This is a genomic window from Streptomyces sp. NPDC033131, from assembly GCF_055578365.1.
Genome location: NZ_JBVIPA010000038.1, coordinates 32,603 through 49,606, shown reverse-complemented (window position 1 = coordinate 49,606; position 17,004 = coordinate 32,603). Strand labels below are relative to the sequence as shown.

Annotated in this window: 15 protein-coding genes; 7 read left to right on the top strand and 8 right to left on the bottom strand. The window is 71.5% G+C overall.

Going from position 1 to position 17,004, the window contains the following annotated elements; genetic code table 11:
- Positions 1-52: 52 nt before the first annotated feature.
- Positions 53-508, top strand: a complete 456-nt coding sequence (locus tag ACZ5XS_RS35435; protein ID WP_468658369.1) for a hypothetical protein — start codon at positions 53-55, stop codon at positions 506-508.
- 464 nt (positions 509-972) lie between these two features.
- Here the strand turns inward: ACZ5XS_RS35435 and ACZ5XS_RS35430 are convergent, their stop codons facing one another.
- Positions 973-2,271, bottom strand: coding sequence for an NtaA/DmoA family FMN-dependent monooxygenase (locus tag ACZ5XS_RS35430; protein WP_468658367.1), 1,299 nt, complete (start codon positions 2,269-2,271; stop codon positions 973-975).
- 482 nt (positions 2,272-2,753) lie between these two features.
- Here ACZ5XS_RS35430 and ACZ5XS_RS35425 point away from each other — a divergent pair, with 482 nt between their 5' ends.
- Positions 2,754-4,148 (top strand): MFS transporter, encoded by a 1,395-nt coding sequence (locus tag ACZ5XS_RS35425; protein ID WP_468658365.1) that lies wholly within the window; start codon positions 2,754-2,756, stop codon positions 4,146-4,148.
- Between the two features lie 41 nt (positions 4,149-4,189).
- Here the strand turns inward: ACZ5XS_RS35425 and ACZ5XS_RS35420 are convergent, their stop codons facing one another.
- The 4 genes from ACZ5XS_RS35420 to lnt form a co-directional block, all read right to left on the bottom strand.
- Complete coding sequence (locus ACZ5XS_RS35420; protein ID WP_468658363.1) at positions 4,190-6,133, bottom strand: helix-turn-helix domain-containing protein; 1,944 nt, start codon at positions 6,131-6,133, stop codon at positions 4,190-4,192.
- Between the two features lie 76 nt (positions 6,134-6,209).
- On the bottom strand, positions 6,210-7,019 hold the full coding sequence (locus ACZ5XS_RS35415; protein WP_468658361.1) for a 3-hydroxybutyrate dehydrogenase: 810 nt from the start codon (positions 7,017-7,019) through the stop codon (positions 6,210-6,212).
- A gap of 54 nt (positions 7,020-7,073) precedes the next feature.
- Positions 7,074-7,556 carry an NUDIX hydrolase gene (locus ACZ5XS_RS35410; RefSeq protein WP_468658359.1) on the bottom strand — a complete coding sequence of 161 codons (483 nt, stop codon included), beginning with the start codon at positions 7,554-7,556 and terminating at the stop codon, positions 7,074-7,076.
- 67 nt (positions 7,557-7,623) lie between these two features.
- Positions 7,624-9,237 (bottom strand): apolipoprotein N-acyltransferase, encoded by a 1,614-nt coding sequence (lnt, locus tag ACZ5XS_RS35405; RefSeq protein ID WP_468658357.1) that lies wholly within the window; start codon positions 9,235-9,237, stop codon positions 7,624-7,626.
- Positions 9,238-9,538: 301 nt separating this feature from the next.
- Here lnt and ACZ5XS_RS35400 point away from each other — a divergent pair, with 301 nt between their 5' ends.
- Positions 9,539-10,549 (top strand): O-antigen ligase family protein, encoded by a 1,011-nt coding sequence (locus tag ACZ5XS_RS35400; RefSeq protein ID WP_468658355.1) that lies wholly within the window; start codon positions 9,539-9,541, stop codon positions 10,547-10,549.
- A 45-nt stretch (positions 10,550-10,594) separates the two neighbouring features.
- On the opposite strand, the gene ACZ5XS_RS35395 is transcribed toward ACZ5XS_RS35400, so the two are convergent.
- Entirely contained in the window at positions 10,595-11,140 is a 546-nt protein-coding gene (locus ACZ5XS_RS35395; RefSeq protein WP_468658353.1) for a hypothetical protein, read from the bottom strand.
- Positions 11,141-11,277: 137 nt separating this feature from the next.
- On the bottom strand, positions 11,278-12,063 hold the full coding sequence (locus ACZ5XS_RS35390) for a glutamate racemase (RefSeq protein ID WP_468658351.1): 786 nt from the start codon (positions 12,061-12,063) through the stop codon (positions 11,278-11,280).
- Between the two features lie 57 nt (positions 12,064-12,120).
- Between ACZ5XS_RS35390 and ACZ5XS_RS35385 the strand changes: the two genes are divergently transcribed.
- Positions 12,121-13,299 (top strand): glycosyltransferase, encoded by a 1,179-nt coding sequence (locus ACZ5XS_RS35385; RefSeq protein ID WP_468658349.1) that lies wholly within the window; start codon positions 12,121-12,123, stop codon positions 13,297-13,299.
- A 4-nt stretch (positions 13,300-13,303) separates the two neighbouring features.
- Here the strand turns inward: ACZ5XS_RS35385 and ACZ5XS_RS35380 are convergent, their stop codons facing one another.
- Positions 13,304-14,536, bottom strand: a complete 1,233-nt coding sequence (locus tag ACZ5XS_RS35380) for a TerD family protein (protein WP_468658445.1) — start codon at positions 14,534-14,536, stop codon at positions 13,304-13,306.
- Between the two features lie 299 nt (positions 14,537-14,835).
- Here ACZ5XS_RS35380 and ACZ5XS_RS35375 point away from each other — a divergent pair, with 299 nt between their 5' ends.
- The 3 genes from ACZ5XS_RS35375 (at position 14,836) to ACZ5XS_RS35365 (ending at position 16,950) form a co-directional block, all read left to right on the top strand.
- Entirely contained in the window at positions 14,836-15,279 is a 444-nt protein-coding gene (locus ACZ5XS_RS35375) for a DUF6643 family protein (RefSeq protein ID WP_468658347.1), read from the top strand.
- 41 nt (positions 15,280-15,320) lie between these two features.
- Complete coding sequence (locus ACZ5XS_RS35370) at positions 15,321-16,148, top strand: MOSC domain-containing protein (protein WP_468658345.1); 828 nt, start codon at positions 15,321-15,323, stop codon at positions 16,146-16,148.
- Positions 16,149-16,344: 196 nt separating this feature from the next.
- Positions 16,345-16,950: an Rv1733c family protein gene (locus ACZ5XS_RS35365; RefSeq protein WP_468658343.1), complete on the top strand. Its 606-nt coding sequence runs from the start codon at positions 16,345-16,347 to the stop codon at positions 16,948-16,950.
- Positions 16,951-17,004 lie beyond the last annotated feature (54 nt).

Sequence of the window (17,004 nt, the reverse complement as noted above, 5' to 3'; positions counted from 1 at the left end):
CGCGGCCAAAACGATCTCCCGCTTCGATGGCGTAAAACCAAGGAGGTACGTGATGACCCGCGACAAGCGCATCCACCTCGCATGGTTCCTCGGCCACGGCTTCGGGGTCAGCGACTGGCGCAGTCCGTGGCACGGCACGGGTGGGCATGACTGGATGCGCCCCGACTTCCACCAGGACTTCGCACGGTCCCTGGAGCGTGCCTGCTTCGACTACCTGATCATCGAGGACAGCAGCTTCGTCTGCGACGCCTACGGCCAGTCGTCGGAGATCTACCTGAGCAACGCCATGACGGTGCCCAAGCACGATCCTGCGGTGCTCGCCTCGGTCATGCTGCTGGCGACGCGGAGCATCGGCATCGTCCCGACGCTGACCGTGACGGAATACCCGCAGCAGTTCGTAGGACCGCAGCCGGGCGGTGTGATCGCCCACGAAGTCGCAGATCATCAGCTCCTCCGCTCCGCTCTCGGCGCGGATCGGCGCGAGCTGCTCAAGTATCCGCTCCGGTGACCCGGGCAGATGGCGTGGCCACTGCCCCGGTTTGACGGCCACCGGTGCCGGAACGTGGCCGTGCTCGGCGAGGGCCCGCGGCGGGGTCGGCAAGGGCAGGTCGGCGGCGGGGTCGCGGCCCGCGACACGGCGGGCAGTTCGGCGCCCGCGCGCAGCAGGTCGGCCTCTTCGTCGGTCGGGGCGCAGACCGCGCTGACGGCGAGCATCTCGTACGGCACCGCCCCGCCGGAAGACGGCGCAACGCCGAGCGGTAGATCGACAGGACCGACGGCGCGTCCAGCGGATTGAGGAACGCGGCGAAGCAGTACCGCATGCCGAGCCGGCCGGCCAGGACGGCACTCTCGGCACTGGATCCGAGCAGCCAGGGCCCGTGCCAGGGCATGCCGTCGTTGCCGAACGGCGTGTTCCACTCGTTCGTCGTGAAGTTCATGAACCAGCCCATGTGGAACTGCTTGCCGACAATGTCAGAACTCCCGCAGGTGCTCGCGCAGCATGGTGGTCGTGTACTCCTGCCGAGTGCGGCCCATTTTCTGCAACGCGGGTATCAGCCCGTCGGTGATCTCGGTGACGTAGCGCCGGTTGAGCCGCATCACCGGGCTGGTGATGAGGAATCCGTCACCGCCGACCTCGTCCATCACCGCGGCCATCTCCGCGGCGACCTCCTCGGGCGTGCCGGTGAACTGGACGTTGCCGCTCAGGCCGCTGCCCGTGACCAGCTCGCGCAGCGTCTTGTCCTTGCCGCGGGAGATGAAGCTGTTCAGCGCGCCGCGTTCGCCGTTCGTCCACACCTCCGGCAGCGGCTTGTCGAGGTCGAACTGGGCGAAGTCGATCTCGGTGATGGACGAGATCTCGGCCAGCATGTACTCGATGTAGCGCGGGTCGTTGAACCACCGCTCCCGCTTGGCCAGCGCCTCCTCCCTCGTGTCGGCGACGATCGGGGCGACGATGTAGAGCACCTTGCAGTGCGCGGGATCGCGGCCATGGGCGCGCATCCGGGCGTGGATGTCGTCGCGGTAGGCCTTCATCGCCTCGACGCCGTCCGACGGAGCGACGATCGTGTCGGCGTGCTGCGCCGCGAGCTCGCGCCCCGGCGGAGACGCACCGGCCTGCGCGATCGAGGGGCGGTGCTGCGGGGACGGCGCGGTGTTCAGCGGCCCTCGAGACCTGAAGAACTTGCCTTCGAAGTCGATCGTGTGGACCTTCGTGTGGTCGGCGTACGTACCGGTCGCGTAGTCGCGCACGATCGCGTCCGGCTCCCACGACTCCCAGAGCCTGCTGACAAGCTCGAGGTACTCGCTGGCACGGACGTAGCGCTCGTCGTGCTCGTAGAGCTTGTCGAGGCCGAAGTTCTGCGCGGCCCGGTCCTCGCCCGACGTCACGACGTTCCAGCCGAACCGTCCCTTGGTGATGTGGTCGATGGTGCTGGACAGCCGGGCCAGCAGGAACGGTGGGTAGAAGCTGGTTGACATCGTCGGGATGACGCCCAGGCGAGTCGTGGCATTGCCCATCAGCAGGGCGAGCGGAACCGGGTCATGCTTGGGGTTCACCCCGTGCTTGAGGTCGTGCTCCATCGTGCCGCCGAAAGCCGTCGACACCATCAGCTTGTCCTCGATCAGCACGTAATCGAATTTGGCCCGCTCCAGATCCCTGGCCATCTCGACGTAGAAGTCACCGGTGAAGTCCCGTCCGCCGTCGCCCCAGTTCCCGTTCCATTCGTCCGCGACGAAGTTCAGAAACCATCCCAGATGAAACTTACCCGCCATGCCGTGCCTTCCTCTCGATGCGCTCATATCGAGAGGACCAGCGGACCGTTACCTCGCAATGTCTGCCCGGTACCCCCGGCATTGCGCTGCCGGAACCACGATGGAACTCAAGCCTGGACACACTCTGCTCACAGCCCCTCGGCCCGCCCGCACGTCAAGGCGCTCAGGGGTCGGTCATCACCCGTTGTCGGGCAGTGGCCGTCACTGTCGATGGCCGCCGATCTGGTCGAAGGCCCAGCGATAGGCTGACTCGCCTCCTCCGCTCGTCCAGTGGGCCGAGGACGGCCACCTGCCCGATCTCCACATAGGACATCGTGGCTTGGTTTGGGCTCTCGTAGAGGCTCCGGTGACGCCGTCATGGTGCTCGCACGCACCCCCGCACAGAGAACTATGGTGCCCCACCACATGTGCCGCTGTTCTGCGGATTCCTACGGTATGGCGACAACGAACACGTCCCCGCCAACCGCCAGGAAGTGGTACCGATGTCCTCCCCCGCGACCGCTCCCCCATCCCCGGAAACCCCCGCCAGTCTCAAGCGCATCGTCGCCGCCAGCCTCATCGGCACCACCATCGAGTGGTACGACTTCTTTCTCTACGGTTCCGCCGCGGCCCTCGTCTTCAACAAGCTGTTCTTCCCGGGCTCCGACCCGCTGGTCGGCACGCTGCTGTCGTTCCTGACGTACGCCGTGGGCTTCGCGGCGCGGCCGTTGGGTGCCCTTGTCTTCGGGCACTACGGCGACCGGCTGGGGCGCAAGAAGCTGCTGGTGCTCAGCCTGTTGATGATGGGCGGGGCGACCTTCGCGATCGGTCTGCTGCCCACGCACGCGACGATCGGAACGGCAGCTCCCGTGCTGCTGACCGTGCTGCGTCTGGTGCAGGGCTTCGCGCTGGGCGGTGAGTGGGGCGGGGCGGTGCTGCTGGTGTCCGAGCACGGGGACGCGCGTCGGCGCGGCTTCTGGGCGTCGTGGCCACAGACCGGGGCGCCCGCCGGGCAGCTTCTCGCGACCGGCGTGCTGTCCCTGCTGACCGCCGTCCTGTCGGACTCCGCGTTCGGCAGCTGGGGCTGGCGGATACCGTTCCTGCTCTCCGGTGTCCTGGTGATGGTCGGTTTGTGGATTCGTCTGTCTGTCGATGAATCACCGGTGTTCAAGCAGGCGCTGGCACAGGCCGAGGCCCGCCACACGGCAGGGTCCGGCGACGCCGAGAAGCTGCCGGTCGTCGCCGTACTGCGTCACCACTGGCGGGACGTCCTGGTGGCGATGGGCGCGCGCATGGCGGAGAACATCAGCTACTACGTGATCACCGCGTTCATCCTCGTCTACGCCACGACCTCGGCCGGCGTCTCCAAGCAGACCGCGCTCAACTCGGTGCTCATCGCCTCGGCCGTGCACTTCGCGGTGATCCCCGGCTGGGGCGCGCTGTCGGACCGGATCGGCCGCCGTCCCGTGTACCTGCTGGGCGCGGTCGGCGTCGGTCTGTGGATGTTCCCGTTCTTCGCGCTCATCGACACCGGTGGCTTCGGCAACATGATCCTGGCGGTGACGGTGGGCCTGGTGCTGCACGGCGCGATGTACGCGCCCCAGGCCGCCTTCTTCTCCGAGATGTTCGCGACCCGGATGCGCTACTCCGGCGCCTCCATCGGCGCCCAGTTCGCCTCGGTCGCGGCGGGCGCGCCCGCACCGCTGATCGCCACGGCCCTGCTGTCCGACTACGGGAGTTCCACGCCCATCGCGCTGTACGTCATCGGCGCGGTCGTTCTGACGGTCGTCGCCGTGGGCATCGCCAAGGAGACCCGCCACCGGGACCTGGCGGACGTCGAGCCCGCGGCCGACGCGGAGCCCGCACCGGCCCGGACCGCGGGCGCCCGTACCGTCTGACCCACTCGGAACCGGCCCCCGTACGCCCGTGCGTACGGGGGTCAGTGCTCTGCGGAACCCGACAACCGGTGCAGACGCAGGGCGAGTTGTATCTCCAGGGCACGCGCGGGGCTCTGCCAGTCGTCGCCGAGGAGACGGCCGACCCGTTCCAGACGCTGGGCGACCGTGTTCACGTGGACGTGCAGCTCGTCCTTCGTACGAGCCGGGCTCATCCCGCAGGCGAAGTACGAGTCGAGTGTGCGCACGAGGTCGGTGCCGCGCCGTTCGTCGTAGGCGACGACCTGCCCGATGGTGCGGTCGACGAAGCCGGCGATGTCCCGGTCCCCGGCGAGCAGCAGCCCGAGGAAGCCGAAGTCCTCCGCGGCGGCCCCGTCCCCGGCGCGGCCGAGCAGGCGCAGGGCGTCGAGACAGCGCCGGCCTTCCTCGTAGGCGGCGGCCACGGCGTCCGGGTTGGCTGCGAGGTCCTCGACCGGGGCGGAGGCCCCGACCGTGACCGCCTCGTACACGGCGGTGCCCAGATGGCGGGCGGTGCGGCGGGCCAGCTCCGTCGCGGTGTCTTCGGGTTCCAGGGGCAGCAGCAGGACGGTGCCGCCCTCCCGGGCGGCTGCCAGTCCGCGCCGGGTGGCGGCGAGGTGGGACGCGGCGGACCACAGGCGTCTGCGGGCGGCCGCTTCCTGGTCGGCGTCGGCCGCGGCGCCGTCCAGGCGGGCGGCGAGGACGACATGCACGGCGTCGAGGTCGGCATGCAGCCGGGCGGCGCGCTCGCGCAGCAGGCGCGGGTCCCGGTCGCGGGCGTCGAGCAGGTCGTCCAGCAGTTCGCCCCGCACGCGCTGTTCGGCTTCGGCGGCGGAGCGTCGGGCGAGCAGCAGCAGCGAGGTGACCATGGCGGCACGCTCCAGGGTGCGCTGGTCGACCGGGTCGAGCCCCGGGTGGCCGCGCAGCACGAGCGCGCCGAGGAGTTCGCCGCCCGCGGCCACGGCGGCGATCCAGTCGTCCGCGTGGCGCACCGCGTGTCCCTCGGCCCGGGACACCTCCAGGGCCTGCGCGGGTGCGGCGGCAGCCTCGGTGAACTCGACCGTGCTGTCGAGGACTTCGGAGACGGCGGCGGCCACGTCGTGGACGCCGCCGCCGCGCAGCACGAGTTCGGCGAGCCGGTCGTGGACGTCGGAGGCCCGTTCGATGACCCCGCTGCGGTCCCGGATGATCTCGTTGGCGCGTTCCAGGCCGGCGAGGGCCGAGCGGGTCTCGGTGAGGAGGTTCGCGGTGTCGATGGCGGCCGCGGCCAGTGCGGCGAAGGAGCCGAGCAGGGCGATCTGCTCGCGTTCGAAGACCCGTGCTCTGCGGTCCGCCGCGTAGAGGACCCCGATGACGTGGTGCCCCAGCATCAGGGGTACGCCGAGGATGGCGACCAGGCCTTCGTCCCGCACGCCCCCGTCGATGGCGTGGGTGTGCTGGAAGCGGTCGTCCTGGAAGTAGTCGTCGGTGACGTACGGGCGGGCGGTCTGGGCGACGAGGCCGCCCAGCCCCTCCCCCATACCGAGCCGCAACTGCTGGAAGCGGGCCGCGACCGAGCCCTCGGTGACCCGCATGTAGGTGTCGCCCCGCACCGGGTCGTTCAGGCTCAGGTAGGCGACGTCGGTGCCGAGCAGCGACCGGGCGCGCTGCACGATCGCCTGCAGCACCGCATCCAGGTCGCGCAGCCCGGCCAGGTCGTGGGCGGTCTCGAAGAGCGCCGACAACTCGGCCTCCCGTCGGCGCCGCCCTTCCAGCTCAGCGCGCACCCGCAGCGCGGTCAGCTTGGCCTGTTCGAGCGCGGCGACCTGCTCGGCCGGCCGGCCCTCGGCGCGGGCGAGCAGCACCGGCCGCTCGTAGGCGTCGGCGGACGCGCCGCGGGCCAGCAGTTCCAGGAACGGCGCCGAAGCGTCGCCGGCCGCTGCGGAGGCGGCATCGGAACGCTCGGCGGACTGCACGTGATCGCGGGACATGCTCACAGGATTCACCATCGCCCGACCGGCCCGTCAGCCCTGTGGAAAACTCCGCGGGCGACCGCCACCGCGGGGTTCAGTGCGCCGTCCAGCCGCCGTCGAGGACGAGCGAGGTGCCGGTCACGAAGGAGGCCTGCGGGCTGCACAGGTAGGCCACGGCCTCCGCGACCTCCTCGGGTTCGATCAGCCGCTTGACGGCGCTGTCCTGGAGCAGCACCTCGGAAAGCACGCGCTCCTCGGGGATGCCGTGCGCGCGGGCCTGGTCGGTGAGCTGCTTCTCGACCAGTGGGGTGCGCACATAGGCGGGGTTCACACAGTTGGAGGTGACGCCGTGGGGTGCGCCTTCGAGGGCCGCTGTCTTGGACAGTCCCTCCAGGCCGTGTTTGGCGGCCACATAGGCCGACTTGTAGGCCGAGGCGCGCAGACCGTGCACGGAGGAGACGTTGACGATACGGCCCCACCCCTGCCCGTACATGTGGGGCAGGGCGCCTCGGATGAGCCGGAACGGCGCCTCCAGCATCACGGTGAGCACAGTGTGGAACACCTCGGGCGGGAACTCCTCGATGGGGCGCACCAGTTGCAGCCCGGCGTTGTTGACGAGGACGTCGGTCCCCGCGGCGGCGAGTTCTGCGGCGTCCAGGTCGGTGAGGTCGAGGACGTGCGGTGCGAGGGAGCCCGCGAGGCCCCGGGCCCCTTCGGCGAGCGCATCGAGGCCCGCGGCGTCCCGGTCGACCGCTCTCACCTTGGCGCCGGCGGCCGCGAGCCGCAGCGCACAGGCGCGGCCGATGCCGCCGGCGGCGCCGGTGACGAGGGCGGTGCGGCCGCCGAGGTCGAGAGTGGGGGCGGGAGCGCCGTGGGGGCCCGGGAGGGCACTGCTAGCGGTCATGCCCCGACCCTAGGCAGCATCCGAGCCCCGCCCCATGTGGTCACCACCCACACTTCACTCGGAACTCGTGGGGTCGAACCATGTGGGTGCGTCGTCCGACAGGGCTTGCTTGATCCTGAGGTGTGCGAAGTCGTTCAGCTCGGGCAGGGCGTCCACCGCGAACCAGCCCACCTCAAGCGATTCGTCGTCGTTGACCCGTGCCTCGCCGCCGAGGGCCCGGCAGCGGAACGAGATGTCCATGTACTGGCAGACGTCGCCGTTGTCGTACATGACGGGCTTCAGCGACTGGACGACGATCACCCGCTCCACGGCGCAGTGGACCCCCGTCTCCTCCTCGACCTCCCGCACCGCGCAGGCCGCCGGCTGCTCCCCCGGCTCCGGGATGCCGCCGATCAGTGACCATGTGCCCGTGTCGGAACGGCGGTTGAGCAGCACTCTGCCCTCGTCGTCGAAGACGACGACGCTGACACCGGGCAGCCACAGCAACTCGTGGCCGACGGAGGTCCGGAGTGCACGAATGAAGTCAGGAGTAGCCATGGCCCGACCCTAACGGGCCGCTTCAGTTGCCCCGTTGCGCTGTCCGGGGCGTCCGACGGGCGTACGGCTACACGCCACGGGCGCGCCGCCCGCGCACACCGGCGCCGACGGCCCAGCCGAGTCCGCCGGCGGCCACCAGCACCAGCGCGATCTCGGGCAGGATGCCCAGCCGTGTGGCGGGCGTCTGGGAGGATCGCAGAGGCACCTGCTGCACCAGCGAGTCGGCTACGAACATGCCGGTCTTCTGCGTGATCTTCCCGTCCGGCATGATGATCGCGCTGACGCCGCTGGTCACCGGAACGGTGACCGTCCGACTGTGTTCGACGGCACGGACCCGGGACATGGCGAGCTGCTGGTAGGTCATCTCGCTGCGGTCGAAGGTCGCGTTGTTGCTGGGCACCGAGATCAGCTGCGCTCCGTCGGTGACCTCGGAGCGCACGGCCCAGTCGAACGCGGCCTCGTAGCAGGTGACCAGCCCGACCTTGGCGCCGTCCATGTCGAACACGCCCGGCTTGCTGCCCCGGCTGAAGTCCTGGCGGACCATGGAGGTCCACTTGTCGTTGATCGCGCCGATGAGCGAGCGCAGCGGGAGGTACTCGCCGAAGGGCTGGATCTGCCGCTTGTCGTACGTGTCCACGGGGCCCTTGGCCGGGTCCCACAGAATCTGCTCGTTGTAGAGCTTGCCGTCGCGTTCCACGACACCGCCGACGGAGATCGGCACGCCGATCGCCTTGACCGCCTCGTCGATGACGGCGCGCGCGTCAGCGTTGGCGAACGGGTCGATGTCGGAGGAGTTCTCCGGCCACAGCACGAAGTCCGGCTTGGCGACCTTGCCCGCCTTCACCTCGGCGGCCAGCCGCTCCGTCTCGCGCGCGTGGTAGTCGAGCACGGCTCGGCGCTGCGCGTTGAACTCCAGCCCGGCCCGCGGCACGTTGCCCTGGATGACCGCGACCGTCACCGTGCCGTCCTCGGCCTTGTCGCTCACCAGCGGACGGGCGGCCACCGCGCCCGCCACGGGCACCGCCACACTCAGCAGCGCGACGGCCGCCGCCGACCGCCGTACCGTACGCGTGCGCCGCCCCTCGACGAGCACGCGTACGACCTCGTAGAGACCGAAACCGCACAGGGCGACCGCGAAGCCGAGCACCGGGGTGCCACCCACCGCGGCGAGCGGGAGGAAGACGCCGTCCGCCTGGCCGAACGCGATCTTGCCCCAGGGGAAGCCGTTGAAGGGCACGCGCGCGCGTGCCGCCTCGCCGGCGATCCAGAGGGCGGCCGCCCACACCGGCGCACCCGGCAGCTTCGACACCGCGGCGACGCCCGCGCCGACCAGCGCGACGAAGATCGCCTCGATGACGACCAGGGCGATCCACGGGCCGGGGCCGACCTCCACACCGGTCCACACCAGCAGGGGCAGCAGGAACCCGAGGCCGAAGAGGTAGCCGAGACCGAGGCCCGCCTTCCAGCTTCGGCCGCGCAGCACCCATCCGAAGACGGCGAAGGCGGGCAGCGCCAGCCACCACAGGGTGCGGGGCGGGAAACTGACGTAGAGCAGCACTCCGGAGAGCGCGGCTGCGGCGGCCGGGACGAGACGACGCAGGAGCCGCGCCCCGCGCGATACGGGCGCGGTCGAGGGCTTTACCTGGTCCGACTCGTCCACGGAGGTTGCGGTGACGGTCACTGTGGGAGTGTACGGCGGCTGACCTCGGCGCCGACAGCGCGGTCCACCCGGCCACGGCGGTCCTCCCGCGGCACGTCGGGAGCAAACGTTCCTGCGCATCTCGGTCCAACTCGTCCACAAACCGCCCATCAGCCGTTACGGTGTGCCGGAGTCCTTGTCGTACGGGCCGGTAACGTCCGCGACGGCAGGGACCGTCACGGGTCGGGGGCGACCGGGTTCGGGGGGCGCGGTGGGTTCCACGAGGATGACGTCTGTGGCCGGTCCGGATGAGGACGGCGACAGACGCAACGTTTCTGATGCGATGGGTGTCGTGGTGCTCGGGGCCTGCGCCGTCTGGTCCCTGGTCACGGCTGCCGCGCACGACGGCCGCCCCGAGGGCGTCCTGCTGGCGGTCCTGGCCGTGGGCGCGGGCTACGCCGCCGGTCGGATCTGCGGAGCGCTGCTGCCGGTCGCCGCGCCCTCGGCCGGCGCCCTGGCCGGGCTCGGCCTCACGGTGGGCCTGCCCCATCTCACCCCCGGGCCCGAGATCGTCGCACCGCTGGGACACGCCGGTGCCACCGCCGCGCTGCTGACCCTGTCGGCAGGCGCCGCGTGCTGCGCCGCCTGGTCCGCCGGCGCGCCGGCCCTTCGGCTCGCCCTGCACGCACTGGCCGCCACCGTCGCGGTGACCGCGGCCGCTCTCGGCTCGGTCGGCGGGTTCGCCGCCTGCACCGCGGTGCTGCTGTGTTCGCTCGCCGCGGGCCGGACGCGCCGCCGTGGCCCGGGCCTGGTGGCACTGGCCCTGTCCGCGGCCCTGGTGACGGCTCTGACCTGGGTGGTCGCGGGGAACGCGGTGCCGGACGGGCTCGAGGGGTCCCTCTCGGGCCGGCTGACCGAGCACCGGATCGAGCTGTGGCACGACGCGCTGCACATGGCGCGCCACGAGGCGGCGCTGGGCGTCGGCCCGGGACGGTTCGGGGAGCTCAGCACGACGGCGACCCAGTCACTGCTGTCCGACGGCAAGCCCCACTCGGCGCTGCTCCAGCAGGCGGCCGAGCAGGGAGTCGTCGGCGTCGTCCTGCTGGCGACGGCCTTCGGCTGGATGCTGTACGCGCTGTGGCGCACCGGACGGCCGACCCCGGTCGCCCTCACCGCGGGCGCGACCCTGACGGCGCTGGCGGCGATCGCCTGTGTCGGCAACGCGCTGAGCTTCACCACGGTGTCGGCGGGCGCGGGGCTGCTGGCCGGACTGGCCACGGCACGCCCCTTCGCCGAGGAGTCACCGGGCCGCGAGAAGGACGTACGCGCGCGTGGCGGTGGTCTGGCTCAGTGACCTCGGCGGCTTCGCTGCGGGCCGGGCGTGTGCGGGCGGGGCGCCTCAGTGCGTGGCGCCCGCGGTGCCCGACCGCAGGCGGGCCCGGATGACCCGTACGGCCGCCTCCGCGTCGTCCACCGTGACGGTGAACGTGTGGCCGTCCCACAGCTGCAGGACCACACCCTCGCCACGCCGTACGACGACCGCGGTGCCCTTCTCGGGACGCCAGCGGTAGCCCCAGCCGCCCCAGTGGCGCGGGGTGACGTGCGGGTCGAAGTCGGCGCCCGCGACATGCGCCAGGGGGATGCGGCGGCGGGGCACGCCCATGTGGCCGCAGCGCACCTCCAGGCACTCCTTGTCGACCTTCAGGGCGACGTGCACGAAGGCGAGGGTGCCGAAGAGGACCAGCAGCCCGGCCGCGATGCAGCCGACGACGGACATGACGAGCGGGGCGATGCCCGACGTCCAGGCCGAGTCGACGGCCAGTTTGATGCCGAGCGCCAGGCAGGCGGCGCCGACGAGCGCCAGCAGCCACTGGATCCGGTTGGAGGCCCGTCCGGTCCAGACGTCGGGGTGCGGGGCGTTCTCGCCATGGGGGTGGTGCCTCATGTTTACGAGATTACTCAGGTTTCGCTGTGCGGGTAGAGCGTGGCGGAGAGTGACTGCTCCGGGTGGGGGCACCGGACGCGGGCGGTCCTCTTCGTCCGCGCCCGGCGCATGTCCGACGTACGAGGGCGTCCGCCGGTCTACCGGGCGGGGCTGACCGTCTTGAGGAGCCGGCCCTCCTCGTAGGCCAGCGCGGGCTCGGGCAGGCTTCCCGCGCGTCCGCTCAGCAGCACCGTCAGGGTTCCGTCGGCCGCCGCCCGGGGGGCGGGCTGCTCGCCGAGCCGGCGCAGCGCCTGGGCGGCGACCGCTCCCGCGGAGCCGTGCAGGACGAGCGGGGGGAAGCCGGGGCGCTGCACCGCGCCGCGAATGCGCTCGGAGACCAGCTCGTAGTGGGTGCAGCCGAGGACGACCGTCGTCACGTCGTCCGGGGTGAGGGCCGCGGCCGCGGCGACAGCGGCCTCGATGGCCGCCTCGTCGGCGTGCTCGACGGCCTCGGCAAGACCGTGGCAGGGCACCTCGGTGACCGCCACGCCGTCGGCGAAGTCGTCGATGAGGCCGCGCTGGTAGGGGCTCCCCGTCGTGGCGGGCGTCGCCCAGATCGCGAAGGGGCCGCCACCGGCCGCGGCCGGCTTGATCGCGGGGACCGTGCCGATGACCGGGATGCCGGGTTCCAGCCGGGCGCGCAGGGCCGGCAGGGCGTGCACGGTGGCGGTGTTGCAGCCGATGATCAGGGCGTCGGGCCGGTGCGCGGCGGCGGCCTCCGCGACGGCCACGGCGCGCCGGGTGAGGTCCTCGGGGGTCCTGGGGCCCCAGGGCATCCCGTCGGGATCCAGGGAGAGGACGAGATCCGCGTCAGGTCGCAGACGCCGTACCGCGGCGGTGGCCGCCAGCAACCCGATCCCGGAGTCCATGAGCGCGATCTTCACCCCGCCACGATAGACGATGCACCCTTGCGGGCCGGGCCCGTGGGGCAGACTGCGCGCGTGAGCGCCATCGTGTGGACTGCCGCCGGATCCCTCGCCGCCTGGCTGTGGCTGCTGCTCTGCCAGGGCTTCTTCTGGCGCACGGACGTCAGGCTGCCGCCCAGGACCGAACCCGGGGACTGGCCGTCGGTCGGCGTCGTCGTACCGGCGCGCGACGAGGCCGGCGTACTGCCGGTGAGCCTGCCCTCGCTCCTCCTCCAGGACTATCCGGGGCGGGCGGAGGTCTTCCTCGTCGACGACGGCAGTTCGGACGGCACCGGGGAGCTGGCGCACGGGCTGGCCGAGCGTCACGGAGGGCTGCCGCTGACCGTGAGCTCGCCCGGTGAGCCGCCCGCGGGCTGGACCGGCAAGCTGTGGGCGGTGCGTCACGGGATCGGACTGGCACGCGCGCGTGCCCCCGAGTACCTGCTGCTCACGGACGCCGACATCGCTCATGCGCCGGACAGTCTCCGCCATCTGGTCGCGGCGGCGCGTTCCGGCGGTTTCGACGTCGTCTCGCAGATGGCCCGGCTGCGGGTGGCGAGTCCGTGGGAACGGCTCGTCGTGCCGGCCTTCGTCTACTTCTTCGCACAGTTGTATCCGTTCCGCCGGATCGGCAGGCGGAAGGCGCGCACGGCGGCCGCAGCGGGCGGCTGTGTGCTGCTGCGCACCGAGGCGGCCGAGCGGGCGCGGATCCCGGACGCCATCCGGCACGCCGTGATCGACGACGTGGCGCTCGCGCGTGCCGTCAAGGGCGGCGGCGGCCACATCTGGCTGGGGCTGGCGGAGCGGGTCGACAGCGTGCGCCCCTATCCGCGGCTGTACGACCTGTGGCGGATGGTGTCGCGCAGCGCGTACGCGCAGTTGCGGCACAACCCTCTGCTGCTGACCGGCACGGTGGCCGGGCTGGTGCTGGTGTATCTCGTGCCGCCCGGGGCCCTGGTCGCGGGTCTGGTGACGGGACGGACGGCGGCCGTGGTCCTCGGTGCTCTCGCGTGGCTGGTGATGACGGGGACGTACGTCCCGATGCTCCGCTACTACGGTCAGCCGCTGTGGCTCGCTCCTCTGCTGCCGTTCACCGCGTTCCTCTATCTCCTCATGACGGTCGATTCGGCGGTGCAGCACTACAGGGGACGCGGTGCGGCGTGGAAGGGCCGCACCTACGCGCGGCCGGACGCCGTCGTGGGTGACGAGACCTGAGCGGTCACTTGCGGCCCGGGGTCCAGTTCATGCCCCATCCGTAGGCGTGGTCGAGGGTCCGCTGCGGGCTCACGCCGCGCTCGGGCACCAGATAGCGGGCCTCGCGCTGGACGACCAGGTCGCTGCCGGTGTTGGTGATCAGGGCGAGCGCGCACACCGTCGACGGGACCGTGCATTCGTCGAGGGAGAAGTCGATCGCGGCACCGTGCTGCGGCTGGAGGGTGACCGTCGCGTTCAGGTCGGCGAAGGACCTCGCCCCTTCGTAGATCGTGACGAAGACGAGGATGCGGCGGAAGTCCCGTTGCCGGTCGAGGTTGACGGTGAGGTTCTCGCCGCTCGCGACGGCGCCTGTGCGGTCGTCGCCGTCGAGGTGGATGTACGGAGGCAGGTGCAGGGAACCGAAGGCGTTGCCGAGCGACTGCACGACCCCTTTGCTGCCGTCGGCGAGTTCGAACAGGGCGCACAGGTCGAGGTCGAGGTCGGCGTGCATGGCGACCGCCCGGCCGAGTTTGCTGCCCCACCCCGAGAACTGCTTGCGCATCTCCCAGTTGAGGTTCACGCGCAGGGCGCCCGAGGTGCCGCCCTGTTTGGTGAGCGAGACGGACGGGGCGGCCTTGGTGAGTGTCACTTTGGTGAGGCGGACGGGGGGCGCCGAGGGAGGGGGCGGCGGCACGGGCGCCGTGACGGGCGCGGGAGTGGCGACAGGCGCGTTCTGCTGGGGCTCGTCGACGGTGATCCCGTAATCCGTGGCAAGGCCTTCCAGTCCGCTGCCGTAGCCCTGGCCGACGGCACGGAATTTCCAGGCGCCCTGACGGCGGTAGAACTCACCGAGTACGAAAGCGGTTTCCACGGTGGCGCCGGTGCTCTCGAAACGGGCGACCGCTGCAAACCGAGCGGCTTCCCTCACCTCGATATAGAGGTCCGGCACGCGCGCGAACGTGCCGCCCTCCGCGGAGGCCGCGAGGACGACGGTCTCGATCGCGGGCTCCACGCGCGCGAGGTCGACGACGAGCGTGTCGGTCACCCTGCCGCCCTCGTCCCGTTTGCCCTCGTGACGGACCGCGCCGGAGGCGTGCGCCGGCTGGTTGTAGAAGACGAAGTCGGCGTCGGAGCGGACCTTCCCGCCGACGAGTAGCAGCGCCGAGGCGTCCACGTCGGGGACGCCCGGACCGGAACGCCACCCCAATTCGACGCGCAGCGCAGTCGACGGCACCGGAACATTTGAACCTTTGAGCATTTGCATGTCCGCCGTCCTCACGTGTCACCCGCGCCGGATACGCCCCGGCAGTCGCCTCGGGATGCCTACCCCGTCAACCTATTCCGCGGGGCTGCGAACTCCCATGAGCAGCGCAGGAAGACCGATGATCAACCGCCGGTAACGTCCCGGGAACTCTGCCTTTACATGAGAAACGCCTTGCGCGGTGCCCCTTTTTGCCAAGTTCGCTCGCATTGGGGGTCCCACGTCACTGCCGACACGGAAAACAACCCTCTTATCGGTCTCCCCAACCAGCACATCGTGGGCTTAACTTATGTGCCATGACCTCCCCCCGCTCCACTTATGGCGGCGGCTACTACTCCGCCTCCTTCCCGGACACTCCGATCTACGACAGGCTCGTGGCCGAGCGGGGGACCCCGCAGATCGCTCCGATCCGGGTCCCCGCCGAGTACGACACGCCGCGCAGCTATCTGCCCGCGCTGCCGTCGGCACTCCCCGCCCTGCCGGCCGGCCCGTCCCAGCCCGCCTACGGCTATCCGCAGGCCCAACAGCCCGCGCCCCTGCAGCAGGCACCCGGGGCGTACATCCCGCAGCAGGCCGGCGCGCCACGGGGTTACCCCGGGCCGCAGGCACAGCAGCAGCCGCGGCCGGCTGGCCCCGGCATGGGCACGGGGTACGAGGCGATGCGCCCGGCGGCTCCGCGCCCCGCTCCGGCCGCCTACCAGGACCCGTACAACAACCAGCAGTACCGGGGCGGCTACTGATTTCTTTCCGGGCTGTAGGCGGTGGCTGGCACGATGGCCTCATGGGGAACGCGCAGCTGCAGTCGATTCACGTTCATCCGGTCAAGGCGTTCCGGGGCCAGGCGCCCCGGGAGGCCGTCGTGGAGCCCTGGGGGCTGGCCGGTGACCGACGCTGGGTACTGGTCGACGACGGGGGAAAGGTCGTCACGCAACGCGAGCAACCGCGCCTCGCGCTGGCCGCCGCCGAGCTTCTGCCCGGCGGCGGCATTCGTCTGTCCGCGCCCGGCATGGACGCGCTGACCGTGCCCGTGCCGCGACCGGACGGCACCGTGCCGGTGAACGTCTTCCGCGACAAGGTCGAGGGGGTCCCGGCCGAGGGCACCGCCGCGCATGCCTGGTGCAGCGCATACCTCGGTGCGCGGATGCGCCTGGTCCACATGGCCGACCCCGCTTCGTGCCGGCCCGTCGACCCGGAGTTCGCGCTGCCGGGCGAGACCGTCTCGTTCGCCGACGGCTACCCGCTGCTGCTCACCTCGGCGGCCTCGCTCGATGCCCTGAACTCCCTGATCGCCCAAGGTGATCACGCGGCCGAGGGCCCGCTGCCCATGAACCGCTTCCGGCCCAACGTGGTGGTGTCGGGCACCGCCGCCTGGGCCGAGGACGACTGGTCGCGCGTCACCATCGGTGACGTCGCCTTCCGGGTCGCCAAGATGTGCGGGCGGTGCGTCGTGACCACCACCGACCAGAGCACCGCCGACCGCGGCAGGGAACCCCTGCGCACCCTCGGCCGGCACCGGCGCTTCGGCGGCAAGCTCGTCTTCGGGCAGAACCTGGTGCCCCTCTCCCCCGGCACGATCCGGGTCGGCGATCCGGTGACCGTTCTCGAGTAGGGCGGACCGGGCCCGGCAGGACCGGTCGGGAGGCGGCGCGGGTTCATGGGAACCCGCGCCGGGGAGCCGGGCGTTGGGTTCGTGAGAAGTTCATGAGGGGACCCGGCCGCAGGTGATTTCGCTCTCTCTTCGGCCCGGCCCGCGCGTGAACGACTCCGCCGGGGGTTATCACGGAGCGGGAAGGGGGTGCGAGACGGTGCGAGCGATCAGCGGACTCTGGCGCTGGCGGCACAATCCGCTGCGCCGCGCGACCGATCTGGCCGAGGCATGGGCGGCTCTCGTGGCCCTGTTGCTGATTCTGGTCGTCGGCCCCGTGATCGGCGCGCTCGTCGGCGGCGTCGCCCAGGACGCGTTGCAGCGGTCCGTGCGGGAACAGCGCGCGTCGCGTCACCTGGTGACGGCCACCGTGGTCCGCAAACTGGACCGCTCCGCTCTGGAGGCCGACCCGGAGACCTCCTCCGGCCGGGATCTGCGCAGCCGGGTCGAGGCCGACTGGACCGCTCCGGACGGCACCGCGCACCACGGCACGGTGACAGCCGCCCTCCGGACACCGCACCGCGGCGACCACTTCACGCTGTGGACGGACGAGCACGGCCGCGTCGCCCCCCGACCTCTCGACTCCGCCACGGCGACCACGCACGCCGTCCTCGCCGGTGTCGGTGCGGTCCTGCTCACCACGGGCCTCGTCGAGGCGGGCAGACGGCTCACGGTGTGGCGCATGGTCCGCCGCCGGTACGCCCGTTGGGACCAGGCCTGGGAGCGGGCGGGCCCGGACTGGGGCAGGACCGGCACCGGCAGCTGACAGCCTTCCGGCTCTGGTCAACCCACCGCCTGCGCGCACGCTACGGTGGACCGG

What these genes read in the sequence shown, in the direction of transcription:
- ACZ5XS_RS35435 (WP_468658369.1), top strand. Translation starts at nt 53, where the DNA reads ATGACCCGCGACAAGCGCATCCACCTCGCATGGTTCCTCGGCCACGGC.
- ACZ5XS_RS35430 (WP_468658367.1), bottom strand. Translation starts at nt 2,271, where the DNA reads ATGGCGGGTAAGTTTCATCTGGGATGGTTTCTGAACTTCGTCGCGGAC.
- ACZ5XS_RS35425 (WP_468658365.1), top strand. Translation starts at nt 2,754, where the DNA reads ATGTCCTCCCCCGCGACCGCTCCCCCATCCCCGGAAACCCCCGCCAGT.
- ACZ5XS_RS35420 (WP_468658363.1), bottom strand. Translation starts at nt 6,133, where the DNA reads ATGTCCCGCGATCACGTGCAGTCCGCCGAGCGTTCCGATGCCGCCTCC.
- ACZ5XS_RS35415 (WP_468658361.1), bottom strand. Translation starts at nt 7,019, where the DNA reads ATGACCGCTAGCAGTGCCCTCCCGGGCCCCCACGGCGCTCCCGCCCCC.
- ACZ5XS_RS35410 (WP_468658359.1), bottom strand. Translation starts at nt 7,556, where the DNA reads ATGGCTACTCCTGACTTCATTCGTGCACTCCGGACCTCCGTCGGCCAC.
- ACZ5XS_RS35400 (WP_468658355.1), top strand. Translation starts at nt 9,539, where the DNA reads ATGGGTGTCGTGGTGCTCGGGGCCTGCGCCGTCTGGTCCCTGGTCACG.
- ACZ5XS_RS35395 (WP_468658353.1), bottom strand. Translation starts at nt 11,140, where the DNA reads ATGAGGCACCACCCCCATGGCGAGAACGCCCCGCACCCCGACGTCTGG.
- ACZ5XS_RS35380 (WP_468658445.1), bottom strand. Translation starts at nt 14,536, where the DNA reads ATGCTCAAAGGTTCAAATGTTCCGGTGCCGTCGACTGCGCTGCGCGTC.
- ACZ5XS_RS35375 (WP_468658347.1), top strand. Translation starts at nt 14,836, where the DNA reads ATGACCTCCCCCCGCTCCACTTATGGCGGCGGCTACTACTCCGCCTCC.
- ACZ5XS_RS35370 (WP_468658345.1), top strand. Translation starts at nt 15,321, where the DNA reads ATGGGGAACGCGCAGCTGCAGTCGATTCACGTTCATCCGGTCAAGGCG.